We start from the raw sequence: 12586 nt of genomic DNA, 5'->3' as shown, positions 1-12586 counted from the left end.
GCTGCGAAATCAACTATTAAAAAATAAGTTAAATCCTATTTTTAAAGCGAATAATAAAGAGGGATGTGTATGATTGATGAAATTTTAATAAAAGCAGAACAGGGAAAAAATTTAACTGATGATGAATTTTTAGAGTTATTAAATATAAATAATGACGAAGACATGCAAAAGTTATTTGATACAGCTGCAAAAATAAGAAGCCAGGAATCAAAAACAATTAAATTAACATCCACAATACATGTCACAAACAAATGTCAGATACAACCTAGATGCGAATATTGCGGATTTGCAGAGAAAACATCCAAAAAAGGATATTATAATGCTTTTTATAAATCAAACGAAGAAATTCTTAATGCTGTTGAATCCATAAAAGAAGCACGCATTCCCCGTGTAAGCTGCTCCGGAGGATACGGTTATAAAGGCAAGCAGGTAGTTAATGCATGCAAAATAGTTAAAAGCAACTCCAATTTGGAAATTCTGGTTAATGTTGGTGGAGATTTAACTAAAAAATCCATAAATGAATTAGGAGAATTAGGCGTAGATACCATTTGTTGTAACTTAGAAACAATTAACGAAGAGGTATTTTCTAAAAGAAAACCTGGTGATTCACTAAATCATCGAATTTTAACTTGTAAACGCATAAGCGATGCAGGAATAGGATTGTCTTCAGGATTGCTTTTAGGAATTGGGGAAAGCGTTGAAGACAGATTAAAACACCTGCGTTATTTAAGTAACTTTAAAACCCTAGAGGAAATTCCGATTATGGGTTTTAATCCATATGAGGACACTCCTATGGCAAATGAAAAACCATTCCCATTAAAAGAGCAGCTGAAAATCGTTGCAGTTACCCGCATAATGTATCCAAACATTAGAATTACAATGCCCACTCCAACTGTTGGTCCTGAAAATGTGGAGTTTTCACTAAAAGCAGGTGCGAATAATTTAGCCACCGTCATTGCAGACAACTACCCCCATGAAGTGAAAGGCGTTGGTGCACCGGAATACGGAAATTACAATAAAGTAGTTAATGTGATTGAAAAACTGGGACTGATACCTCAAACTATTTAATCATCATATTTGAGATATGATATTATGGCATTTGAAAAGATGATACATAATGCATTTGAAGAATCTAGAAATAACTCCAGATTTGGAGATACCCTTGAAGAAATACGGGAGATTCAAGACTATATAAAAAATGCTAAGAAAGTATATATCCCAAATAAAAATGGAATCAAAGTTGAAGTGTTAAACAAAGTTTTAAATGAATATAACCTACCTCAAGCAAAAATACTTCAAATCAATACAAATTCTGCAGATACAAGCAGAATTCCTGCTCTTGCAAAGGCATACATGGCATTAGACCAAAGTGATGCAGATTTAATAATTGCAAGAGGCAGATTAGGCATACCGGGTTCCGGATCACTACTTATTTTTATAGACAATAAAGGAAGAATTTTAACCTGCGGAACATCACCTTCACATCTGATTCATAAAAAAACAATAGAACAGGCAGTTTACAGAGAGGCATGTGAAGCATTGGAAAAAATTGGATTCAATAAAGAAGGCTAAAAAATGAATGTTGATGTGGGAATTACTTCTGAAGTGCTTACGCTCAAATCCAAAACAAGATTAATAGATATTTTTAATGAAATAATATGTGAAAAATCACAAGCCGTATATAGCTATTTAGAAAAGTTGAATCTTGACAATGACACCAAAATAATAGTTATCGGAACATATTTTACAGGCGTGGGGATAGTTAAAAAATTAAGTGAAAAATATAATAATATTTTATTAGTTGATATTTATCCTCATTTAGAACAGTTATTGTATACTTCTATCGGAGGAAAACTTAAAAATAAAGTTAATTTTTCATCGGATTTGAATCTGATTTACACTGGAGAAGTTGTTATTGACACAACAGGATTTGGAGGCATTACTGCTGAGCAATCATCAAAATTTAATGTAAATACTTTCATAATCGAAGATCCGATAGCTGAAGACAATGATAAATTATTAAAAGATAAGAATAACATTCATGAACGGTTGAATGCAGCAAATGCAATACACAAAGCCATTATAAAAACAAAAGGAATTAATACAAAAACTTCAGGAACAATGACCTTAACAATAGGTATTTTAAATAATGTGCTGAACAGCTGCTTCAACAAAGAAGGAATTTTGTATAGTGCCTGTGAAATGGGATTTTTTGAAGAAGTTATTTTTAAAGAGAAAAATATTAATAAGTTTGTAAAACTAACAGATAAATCCGCATTTAAAGTATCTACAATCAATCCTTTTGACTGTGACGAGCTTATTTATTATGAACTGGATAGAATAAAATCTGAAATGATTTAAATGAGACTTAAAGATATAGCCTGTTTTTTAAACAAAAAAATACCCGAAACTTTCGCATTGCCTCATGACAACATTGGTTTTGCAGGAGAATATGATGCAAATCAAGATGTTGGCTCCATTAAAATTTACATGGACCTGCTGCCTGAAGATGACACTTACAGCACAGGCACTTTAGTCATTACACATCACCCCCCATTATTTGCTCCCAAAACATCCACTTACACAATTCATTCAAACTGGGACATTGTTGATGGAGGGGCAAATGATGCTCTGGCAAAAAAATTGAAATTAGATGTCGTTGATATATTTGATAAGCAAACAAATATCGGAAGAATTTGTAAAACAAATTTTACATTCAGACAGTTGAAGGAAATAGTTTCAGATAATTTTGAAAATGTCCGGACTGTAAATAAATTAAATGACAATATGCAGCTAAATAAAATTGGAGTCATATCAGGATTTGGCCTTAAAAATCCGGATTACATCAGACTGGCTAAAGAAAAAGAATTGGATTTGTTAATTTCAGGCGATTTAACACATGAAACTGCAATTCTTGCAAAAAATCTGAAAATCCCTTTAATTGATTTAGGCCATCACGAAAGTGAAATTCCTGGATTATACCAATTATCCGAACTTTTAGAAGAGCTTGACATCAATGTTGAGGTTATTGATAAAAGGCCGATTGAACAAATATAAGTGATAAAAATGGCAGACGCAATACAAAAAATGGAAGATAAACAGGTTCCCCAAGGCAGGATAGACTTAATTGGATGTGGAAGATTAGGATTACGGATAGCTATTAACCTGATGCAGGTTCATAGAGGAGGTCCGAAAATAATAGGTGCATTTGATGGACAGAAGATATCCGGAGGAGATGTGCTTTTTACACTTTACGGGGCTGAAATTGATGAGGGAAAACCGGATTTCATAAAGAGACTATGCACACATGACGAGGAATACCGAAAAATAGAAAGTCACAACGAGTATATTGGCAGCGAAAATTTAGATTTGATTAAAGGGGATGTTGTGATTATTGTTATTGCAGGAGGCAACACAATACCTACTGCGGCCAAAATAATTAAACATGCACAAAAAAGAGGTGCAAAAACAATAGGTACAGCAGGAATATTCGGATTTGGAAATGAAGATATTGTAATAAAAGATATTTCCCAATACGACAATAATAACCCTGCAGTTGAAGAGCTGAGAGCTCAGGGAATTACAAAAGACCATTTAATTTTAACAACAAACAAATTAATCAGAGATGGCGAACCTGTAACACCATATACATTAGATGAAGTTGCAAAAATAATTACAATAAGTTCACTAAAATTATTAAGAGATAAAAATGATTAAAATAGCTACAGCCGAATGTTTTACTCAGGGAAAAATCGGAAGGGAACTGCATGCATTAGCTCAAAATTATAAGGGCTATTTCGGAAGGGAGTATATTAAAGACCCAAAAGAATATGGAGATTTTGATTATGGTGAACTTAGCGTGACCTGCAGTTTATTTATTCCAACAATTGAAGCCGTTGAGAAAATATTAAATGTGAGAAACCCCCCCGAACCTGACAATTTAATTAAGGGAATAAAGGTTTATGACGAAACTGGAGATAAAAAAGTCAGCAAAATTATGGCGGAAGCCGTTAAAAACTTAAGCGATTGTGATATAGCTATTGGAACCACAGCAGGTGTTGGCCATGGAGCAATAGCAATTATTAATAATGAATATGAAATAATAACCACCACCGACATTTATGCAGATTTAAATGAATTAAACAGCAGACATCTCTATAAGCGGTCAGAAGCAGGAATTAAAAAAGCCTTAGAAATAACATTACTTCTTTTAAACAATAATTTTGACAAAATAAACTCTTTAGAAAATGTTGAAATTATAAAAAAATAGTTTAGAAAGCCTTAGGGGGGATTCGAACCCCCGACTTCCACCTTACCAAGGTGGCGCTCTACCGGCTGAGCCACTAAGGCGCTGTCAGGAATCAGTAAAAATTCTAAAAATTGTAAAATAGTGCAAGGGAAGGGATTCGAACCCTCGAAGGCCTATACCAGAGGATCTTAAGTCCTCCCCCTTTGGCCGCTCGGGCACCCTTGCATACAATAATAATGTTTATCTTCATAGTATATAAATCTTACCTTTTTTGACAAGTTACTATGAAAATATTAAAACTACAAAATACTATTGAGTAACAAACTATTTAAATATATAATATAAATATATTTTTAAAATAATAAAAATGGTGTATTAATTGAAAATCGATATGGAAGAATGTGGAGTTTGTGAAGATTGCATCGATGTATGTGTAGAAGAAGCAATTGAAAGAAAAGCTTACACAGTAATTATTGATGCTGAAAAATGCGATAACTGCGGCGAATGTGTTGATGTTTGTCCGGTCGGCGCTATTTATGAAGATTAGGTTTTAACATGAAGGAAAAATTTACCATAATTGATTATATATTAATCATTTTAGTTATAGGTGCAATAGCTTTTGCATTTATACATATTACAACAGACGAATCATCAGAAATCCAAAAAACAGCATTCGATGCATCTACAATCAATAAAATCCCAGACACTTATTCAAATTATTATAAAGACGGATATATTGTAAAAGCAGTCGTTGACGGTTTTAATGCAAGCGATGGAGAGAAAGTGACAGTAAACGGTACTGTAAAATGGATTGGAAATAATGGTGGAACCGACGTTAAGATACTTATTGAAGACAATAAGACAAGCTATTTAGTTGGATTATACAAAAGCATTCCTGAAGCAGACGTTTATGTGGATAAAATTTCACTTGAAACCGATGGAAGCAAATATGAAAACTTAGTAGAGGTTAAAGCCAGCCCGGAAAAAATCCAAACAATAAATGACCTGAATAAAAACTTATCCGGTGCCGACTTTGAGATATCTACAACAGTTACACTTGATTCTTTTGATTTAATGGAAATTCAGGAAATAACAAATATAATCAATTCAAATGATAAAAGATTAGCTATCAAAACACCAAACAGTGGATTGGGCAATAGCATAATACTTGAAAACGCAAATGGACAAACACTTGACTATGCCAATTCCGTTTTAGGCAACATCAACGGACTTACCGACGAGATCACAATCAGAGTCTACAATTGCAGCGACAGTCAGCTGGATCAGATTAAAAATAACTACGACGTTATTAATATAAGAAAATTCTAAGTTGTGTAAATGTATGAGCATTATTTATTCCAAGTTAACTGCAATAATAAACAGGATTAGTGATGAATTTCACAAATCCTTTTTATTTACAATAATCTTTTCTATTTTAGAATTTATAGAAAATCAATGGGTTAACAGCTATTTTAAAAAGTTATATCCTGATGAGGACTTTTTAAAATTTTTAAATAAAAATCAGATTGTAAAACATCATCTTTTTAATCCGCTAATCGTTTTGCTTTTGTTTGCAGCATTTCTACTGCTATCCCTAAATTCCCCATCATCAAGTTTGGTTATTACATTACTTTTGGGATTTATGGCGTTTTTTATTGGATCTTCAATATTTCCAAAATATTTTTTCAATGCAGCTAATCAGAATATTTTAAAATTCGAAAAAAGAGACATTTATTCTATCGGATTTTGTTTAATTCTGGTGAGCATTGTATTTTTCTTTGTAAGTGTTGCATCTGTTGGAGGAATCCCTCTCTTAAAACCCTCAATTAGATATTTATTAAAGCCTATACTTACAATGCCTGTATTTTTAATTATACCCGGAATATGTTTAGTTGCATCTTCATATCTAAAAGATTATCAGGACAACATCATAACCCGTTCACAAGCCAGATTCAGATTCGCATTTTTACTCATTCTTGCTTGTGGATTTTTATTGCTTTTAGGTTATAGGACACCACTACTTGCAGCATTTCTCATAATAATTGTGATAGGTTTCTATGGAAATATCATTTCAGCGTGGGAAGTCGTTATTGGTGCGGCAATTGGTGTATGTGCAATAGTTGGAATAGGTTATTTTCGTTCACTGGGCGAAATGACAATAACTTCCTCAACCAGCCCATTGTATTCCCTGCAATCAAGAGCGGATTTTACATTGCATGTTTTAAATTTACTTGATTTTATCAGCGGAAACTTTGGTATAGCCCACGGTCAGCTTTTAGCAAGTTCAATTCCAGGAAGTGAATTAGGGCCAAGAATGATGGTTGGAAAATTAATTGCATGGAGAAGCGAAGTTACAATTACTCCAACACTTATTGGACAAATGGTAATTGATTTTGGAAAAGTTGGAGTGTTTGTGGAAATGTGCATTTTAGGATTTATTTTAGGTGTTGGATTTAAAATAATGCAAAAAACTAAAGATTATTTTTATATTGGGCTTTACAGCTTAATTTTAACATACTCAATTCTCGGAATTGAAACTGGAATTTTAGACATTCAGGTTTTATTTTACTTTACAGCCGCCATTTTAATCTATTTAACAAACATCATAAAATCAGAATCCTGAACTATTTTTTAAAAAAAGTATTACTAAAATAGCGAATAATACAAATTTGTATTACTTTAATAACATTTATATATATAAATTAACCTTAAATATTTATGTCAAGTTGAAAAAGGGAGCTATATAATAAATAGTTTTCTATAAAACATGCAAATAACTTGACATTTGTAAAAAAAATAAAAATAATACTATCATAGTAATACTCAATATATAAATAAATTGGGAAAAGTATTACTATTCTAAAATGGAGGAATAAATTTGCATATACCAGACGGATTTATACCTATTACACAATGTATCATATACTATGTAATATTAATTGTTGCATTGTACTTCTCTGTGAAATGGGCTAGATCAAACTTAGATGAAAAACGTATACCTCTTTTAGCAGTACTTGCCGCTGGTATCTTCGCAATCATGTCCATGAACATGCCAATTCCATTTGGTACAAGTGGACACATGGTTGGAGGAGCATTAGTAGCTATTGTATTCCTTGCTCCTGAAGCTGCTGTTTTAGTATTTACAGTGGTTTTACTTATCCAAGCATTAATCTTTGGAGACGGAGGAATTACTGCATTAGGAGCTAATGTATTGAACATGGGAATCATTGGAGGAGCAATAGGTTTATACTCCTTTAAAGGATTAAAAGAATTTATAGGAAAATACCCTGCTGCAGGAGTCGCAGCATGGTTAGCTACAGTAATTGCAGCATTAGCAGCCGCTATTGAAATGGGTATTGCTGGAACTTTCCCAATAAACATAGGTATTCCATCAATGGTTTTATATCACGTATTTATTGGAATAATCGAAGCAGTATTAACCGTGATTGTTCTTGTAGCATTAGATAAATTTAGACCAGATTTACTTGCATGGAATAAAGGAGATGCATAGTATGGATAAAAAAGATCAGTATCTAATTGTTGTTGCAGTAGTCATCTGTATTATAGTCAGTTGTCTTTCACCATACATCGCATCAGGTGATCCAGACGGACTTGAAAAATCTGCAGAAGATTCAGGGTTAGCTGAAGATTTCCAGATTGAAGAAATAAATGGAATTCCAGAAGCGATTTTCCCAGATTATGCATTTGCAGACAATCCTGATGATCAAGCATTACAAGTTGTAGCCTTGATTATCGGAGTAATTATAACCCTAGGATTAGGGTATGCAGTTGCAGAAATCGTTAAAAACAGGATTTAAAATTTTTTAATTTTCTCCTTTTTTCTTTTTAAACTGATTAAATCAGATAAAATTTATATATATTACTAATTTTCAATATTATACCAGTGAATTGTATGGCGGACATAACACAAATAATCAGATTTGACGAACTATCTTCAAAAAGCAGTCCGATTCATGATTTGGAAGGAAGAATCAAATTAATTTCAACAATATTAATAATTATTGTTTGTGTTACCTCAAAAGAGCTTTTTATACCAATCATAATTGAAATAATGCTATTGACTATATTAAAAATAGCTGATTTATCATATATTGATTCATTTAAAAGACTGTTGCTGTTGCTTCCATTTGGTGGAGCAATAATAATATTTCAACCATTTATACAACCTGGAAACGTTCTTTGGAGTTATTCATGGTTAACAGTTACCGATGGTGGCCTCAATTGGGCAATTTTGCTTTTAGCGCGTATTATTGCAACATTAACTGCAATCATAATTTACTCATCAACAACCCCGTTACAGGAAATGGCAAGTTCCTTTAGAAAATTGAAAATGCCAAGAGACCTGGCAATGATTTTATCAATCATGGTGAGATTTTTATTCTTGTTTGTTGATGAACTTGCAGCTATACGAAAATCCCAGAAATCAAGAAACTTTGACATCCATTCCAATAAAACAAGTTATAAATGGAGAGTTAAACAGGTGGGCTACACAATAGGCATGATGTTTTTAAAGGCCTATGAGCAGGGAGAACGTGTTCACAAAAGTATGGTAAGCCGGGGATTTTCTGATGCATCAGAGATGTTTGATGAAAAAAAATCTCCTGAAAAAACTGATTATATATACATAATTTCAATTATAATAATAGTTATAATATTTGAAATAATCATATTCAAATATTCCGGGCAACTGGGATACATCGGTCAAAATCTATCAATCAATTAGGTGGCAATATGGAACAAATTCATTTAGAGACAAAAAATTTATCTTTCACATATCCTGATGGAACTCAAGCTTTAAAAAACATAAATCTCAAAATTAAAAAAGGAGAGAAGATTGCAATTGTAGGTCCTAACGGAGCAGGAAAATCAACACTCTTTTCACATTTAAACGGTTTAACAGAACCTACCTCAGGACACATTGAAGTTGATGGTGAAGAGATAATTTATAACCGTGACGAGCTGCTTAAAGTAAGACAAAAAGTAGGAATTGTGTTTCAGGATCCTAATGACCAGTTATTTGCACCAACCGTTAAAGAGGATGTTGCTTTTGGACCCATGAATCTGGGCCTTGATTATGATGAAGTTAAAAAAAGAATCGTCGAATCATTGGAAATGGTCGGCATGAGAGGATTTGAAGATAAAACACCTCATCACCTCAGTGGAGGTCAGCAAAAAAGAGTGGCCATTGCAGGCATTATTGCAATGAGACCTGAAATAATGATTCTTGATGAACCAACTGCAGGTCTTGACCCTGAAGGTGTTGATAAAGTATTGGCTATTTTAAACAGGCTCAATGACGAAGGAATAAGCATCATAATTTCATCACACGATATAGAAATGGTAAATCAGTTTGCAGATAAGATATTTGTTTTATATTCCGGAGAAATAATTGCACATGGCGACAAACACCAGATATTTTCAGACAAGAAATTATTAAAAAAAGCCTGTTTAAAAGAACCGGTAACTACCGAAATATTGTATAAATTAAAAGAAAATGGATTAGATGTAGATACCGAAAAAATAACCGTTAATGAAACGGTTGAAGAAATACTGAAAGCATCAAAAGATTAACTTTTTGATTTTCTTCCAAATTTATCTTTAAGTTTGATTATAAAATCAAATTCCTGATCCAATTGCGGAGAATTTGCAAATCCACACTCAGGACAATGAATTAGATTACAGTTGCTGTGCTTGCCGCAACTAGCACAACCACGATTTTCCAATCTATTTTCATCAAACTCAAAACCACACATACGGCATTTCATAATAACACCCAAAAAAAATTAGTTAAAAAAAATAAAATGAAAAAATTGAAGTTTATTCAACCTCAATGTTTTCAGCTTCTTCTTTGCGAAGACAAACCTCGTATCCTTTAATATTCATTTTGATTGGATCGCCTAAAGTAGCTACTTTTTTAATAGTTATTTCACTCCCTTTAACGAAACCCATACTTAACAGATGTCTTCTTAAATCAATGTCTCCAGTTTCATGGAACTTTTTTATTTTTACTGTTTCACCAGGTTTTACATCTTTTAAAGTTTTCATAGTATCACATGAATCATAAATTTTTAGGTATACTTAACTTTATTCAAACTATTATATAAATATTTAGTTATGACTAAAAATTTAAAAATTTTAAATATAGCTAATTAACCTTTAATTCCGCTTTTACTCCTCATCAAATCACCTATCTAAATCCCATTAAAAATCCGACATTATAAATTAAAAATGCGACAACATAAGCAGTTACTATGGTAATAACACACATAGTTAAAGGCCATTTATAACTGTTTGTTTCTTGCTTGATTGTACCAATAGCTGCAAAACATGGAACGTACAACAATACAAATGCCATGAATGAAAATGCAGACAGTGGAGTAAATGTGTCATGTATTAAACTGACAACACCATTTTCATCGTCTTCATCCAAACCTGAAAGAGTACCGAATGTTGAAATCACAACCTCTTTAGCAGCCAATCCGGCAATAATTGCAACAGCAGCCTGCCAAGTTCCGAATCCTAACGGAGCAAAGATTGGGGCAATAACATTACCTATCATACCAAGTAAACTATCAGCAGAACCATATTCTACACCTAATGGGAAAGTACATAGCGCCCACAATACAATGGAACATCCGAGAATAATAGTACCTGCTTTTTTCAGGAATCCTTTTACTTTTTCCCAGGTGTGCAATATTACCCCTTTAAGAGACGGCACCTTATAAGTTGGCAATTCCATTACAAAAGGAGTGGACAATCCTTTAAACATGGTTCTTTTAAGAATAGCTGCAACAACAAGAGCAACAAAAATACCTAACAAGTAGATTACAAGCAGTATGTTTCCTCCCATATCCGAAAAGAATGCAGCAACAAAAACAGCATAAATCGGCAGTCTGGCAGTACATGACATGAACGGAACAAGCATCATTGCAAGCATACGGTCCCCTTCATTTTCCATGGTTCTAGTAGCCATTATCGCAGGCACACCACAGCCAAATCCTAAAATCATTGGAATAAATGCTTTTCCGTGAAGACCAACTAATTTATGCATGAGCTTATCCAAAGTAAATGCCGCTCTTGCAAGATAACCGCAGTCTTCCAATATGCTTAAGAATAAAAACATCAGAATAATGACCGGCAGGAAAGTAAGCACACCACCTACCCCTCCGATAATACCGTCACTGACAAATGAAGACAAATATTCATTGGCAATAAAAGAGGAGGCAAATCCGCTTAATGCTCCAAATCCTTCTTCAATAAGAGTTTGAAAAGGAGCACTTATTGTAAATGTTAATTGAAACATCACCCACATTATAATTACAAATATGAACGGAGCCAAAATTCTGTTTGTAACAATCTTATCAATCTTATCAGTTACAGTTTCTTTTTCAACAGCAGGCATTTCAACAGCTTCAGCCATTAAACCGTCGATAAATGCATACCTTGCATTTGCAACAACTTCTTCGGCGCCTTCATTAAATATAGTGTGAAGATGGCCAGCCACCTTATCGGTTTCAGTCATGATTTTGGAAGAATTAGAAGACTGCTGTACTTTTTGTATTACAATCGAATCCTTTTCCAATAATTTGATTGCAGTCCAAATAGACGGAACGTCCAGTAACTCCTCATCTTCTTCAATTAATTTTTGAAGATCTCCCAAATGTTCTTTTAATTCATTACCATAAGACAACTTGGCGGCACAGTCTCTTGGATTTTCAGCGGCTTTTTCAACAGTTGTTAATAATTCCTCAAATCCGTCAGCTGTTTTTGCATTAATCTCAACAACCGGAAAACCCAAAAGTTCATTCATTAAATCAATATCAATGATATGTTCCCTTTTTCTTGCAAAGTCATTCATGTTAAGTGCCAAGACCAGATTAGCGCCCAACTCCATCATTTGAATAGTTAAATATAAATTACGCTCCAAGTTAGTGGCGTCAACCACATTAACAATTACATCAGAATCATCATCTACAATAAAATCTCTGGAAATAATTTCCTCCATAGAGTGAGCGCTTAATGCATAATTACCCGGCAAATCAATAAGATTATACTCATAATCCCCATGTTTAAAATGACCTTCTGCTTTTTCAACAGTTTTACCTGGCCAATTACCCACATGCTGATGCATACCAGTTAATTGATTGAATACAGTAGTTTTACCCACATTGGGGTTTCCTGCTAATCCTACAATTAATTTTTTCATTAATATCCTCCTTGTTCAATAGATTAAATAAATATATTTTTTTATAAAAACTTAGGTAAACCTAAATATTTTATTATTTTACCTTTATCATATTTAAATATTTAGTCATA

The 12586-nt window shown here is 33.1% G+C and carries 16 protein-coding genes and 2 tRNA genes; 13 read left to right on the top strand and 5 right to left on the bottom strand.

What is annotated here, in order from left to right; translation table 11 throughout:
- The first annotated feature begins 69 nt into the window (after window positions 1-69).
- Genes hmdB through Q4Q16_RS06615 form a run of 6 tightly spaced genes read left to right on the top strand, consistent with a single transcriptional unit; the run spans window position 70 to window position 4270 of the window.
- The gene (hmdB, locus tag Q4Q16_RS06640; RefSeq protein ID WP_303346935.1) at window positions 70-1068 is read left to right on the top strand and encodes a 5,10-methenyltetrahydromethanopterin hydrogenase cofactor biosynthesis protein HmdB; all 999 of its coding nucleotides are present in this window, start codon (window positions 70-72) and stop codon (window positions 1066-1068) included.
- A 24-nt stretch (window positions 1069-1092) separates the two neighbouring features.
- On the top strand, window positions 1093-1572 hold the full coding sequence (locus tag Q4Q16_RS06635; protein ID WP_303346934.1) for a DUF3236 domain-containing protein: 480 nt from the start codon (window positions 1093-1095) through the stop codon (window positions 1570-1572).
- A 3-nt stretch (window positions 1573-1575) separates the two neighbouring features.
- Entirely contained in the window at window positions 1576-2361 is a 786-nt protein-coding gene (locus Q4Q16_RS06630) for an SAM-dependent methyltransferase HcgC family protein (protein WP_303346933.1), read from the top strand.
- Window positions 2362-3057 carry a Nif3-like dinuclear metal center hexameric protein gene (locus Q4Q16_RS06625; RefSeq protein WP_303346932.1) on the top strand — a complete coding sequence of 232 codons (696 nt, stop codon included), beginning with the start codon at window positions 2362-2364 and terminating at the stop codon, window positions 3055-3057.
- A gap of 9 nt (window positions 3058-3066) precedes the next feature.
- Window positions 3067-3717, top strand: coding sequence for a hypothetical protein (locus Q4Q16_RS06620; protein WP_303346931.1), 651 nt, complete (start codon window positions 3067-3069; stop codon window positions 3715-3717).
- Window positions 3710-4270 (top strand): UPF0254 family protein, encoded by a 561-nt coding sequence (locus tag Q4Q16_RS06615; RefSeq protein ID WP_303346930.1) that lies wholly within the window; start codon window positions 3710-3712, stop codon window positions 4268-4270. Before Q4Q16_RS06620 ends, Q4Q16_RS06615 begins: the two co-directional genes overlap by 8 nt.
- 7 nt (window positions 4271-4277) lie before the next feature.
- Here the strand turns inward: Q4Q16_RS06615 and Q4Q16_RS06610 are convergent.
- Window positions 4278-4350 (bottom strand) — tRNA-Thr (locus tag Q4Q16_RS06610).
- 41 nt (window positions 4351-4391) lie between these two features.
- Window positions 4392-4474 (bottom strand) — tRNA-Leu (locus Q4Q16_RS06605).
- Window positions 4475-4628: 154 nt separating this feature from the next.
- Here Q4Q16_RS06605 and Q4Q16_RS06600 point away from each other — a divergent pair.
- The 7 genes from Q4Q16_RS06600 to Q4Q16_RS06570 all read left to right on the top strand — a co-directional run bounded on the left by Q4Q16_RS06600 (window position 4629) and on the right by Q4Q16_RS06570 (window position 9841).
- Window positions 4629-4796, top strand: a complete 168-nt coding sequence (locus tag Q4Q16_RS06600; RefSeq protein WP_303346929.1) for a 4Fe-4S binding protein — start codon at window positions 4629-4631, stop codon at window positions 4794-4796.
- Window positions 4797-4804: 8 nt separating this feature from the next.
- Complete coding sequence (locus Q4Q16_RS06595; protein WP_303346928.1) at window positions 4805-5578, top strand: adhesin; 774 nt, start codon at window positions 4805-4807, stop codon at window positions 5576-5578.
- 13 nt (window positions 5579-5591) lie between these two features.
- Window positions 5592-6872 (top strand): oligosaccharide repeat unit polymerase family protein, encoded by a 1281-nt coding sequence (locus Q4Q16_RS06590; protein ID WP_303346927.1) that lies wholly within the window; start codon window positions 5592-5594, stop codon window positions 6870-6872.
- 255 nt (window positions 6873-7127) lie between these two features.
- The gene (gene cbiM, locus Q4Q16_RS06585) at window positions 7128-7760 is read left to right on the top strand and encodes a cobalt transporter CbiM (protein WP_303346926.1); all 633 of its coding nucleotides are present in this window, start codon (window positions 7128-7130) and stop codon (window positions 7758-7760) included.
- On the top strand, window positions 7753-8067 hold the full coding sequence (locus Q4Q16_RS06580) for a PDGLE domain-containing protein (RefSeq protein WP_303346925.1): 315 nt from the start codon (window positions 7753-7755) through the stop codon (window positions 8065-8067). The genes cbiM and Q4Q16_RS06580 overlap by 8 nt, the downstream gene beginning before the upstream one ends.
- A 95-nt stretch (window positions 8068-8162) precedes the next feature.
- On the top strand, window positions 8163-8993 hold the full coding sequence (gene cbiQ, locus Q4Q16_RS06575; protein WP_303346924.1) for a cobalt ECF transporter T component CbiQ: 831 nt from the start codon (window positions 8163-8165) through the stop codon (window positions 8991-8993).
- 8 nt (window positions 8994-9001) lie between these two features.
- Window positions 9002-9841, top strand: coding sequence for an energy-coupling factor ABC transporter ATP-binding protein (locus Q4Q16_RS06570; RefSeq protein WP_303346923.1), 840 nt, complete (start codon window positions 9002-9004; stop codon window positions 9839-9841).
- On the opposite strand, the gene Q4Q16_RS06565 is transcribed toward Q4Q16_RS06570, so the two are convergent.
- The 3 genes from Q4Q16_RS06565 to feoB all read right to left on the bottom strand — a co-directional run bounded on the left by Q4Q16_RS06565 (window position 9838) and on the right by feoB (window position 12476).
- Window positions 9838-10035: a hypothetical protein gene (locus Q4Q16_RS06565; RefSeq protein WP_303346922.1), complete on the bottom strand. Its 198-nt coding sequence runs from the start codon at window positions 10033-10035 to the stop codon at window positions 9838-9840. The two genes, Q4Q16_RS06570 and Q4Q16_RS06565, sit on opposite strands and share 4 nt — an antisense overlap.
- A gap of 52 nt (window positions 10036-10087) precedes the next feature.
- A complete protein-coding gene (locus Q4Q16_RS06560; protein WP_303346921.1) occupies window positions 10088-10315 on the bottom strand; it encodes a FeoA family protein in 228 nt (75 codons plus the stop codon).
- 142 nt (window positions 10316-10457) lie between these two features.
- Complete coding sequence (gene feoB, locus Q4Q16_RS06555; protein ID WP_303346920.1) at window positions 10458-12476, bottom strand: ferrous iron transport protein B; 2019 nt, start codon at window positions 12474-12476, stop codon at window positions 10458-10460.
- Window positions 12477-12586 lie beyond the last annotated feature (110 nt).

Origin of the sequence: Methanobrevibacter sp. (assembly GCF_030539875.1) — an archaeon.
In the GTDB taxonomy this organism is placed as follows: domain Archaea; phylum Methanobacteriota; class Methanobacteria; order Methanobacteriales; family Methanobacteriaceae; genus Methanocatella.
Note: the sequence above shows the minus strand (reverse complement) of the source record. Positions and strands in the feature narration are given on the sequence as shown.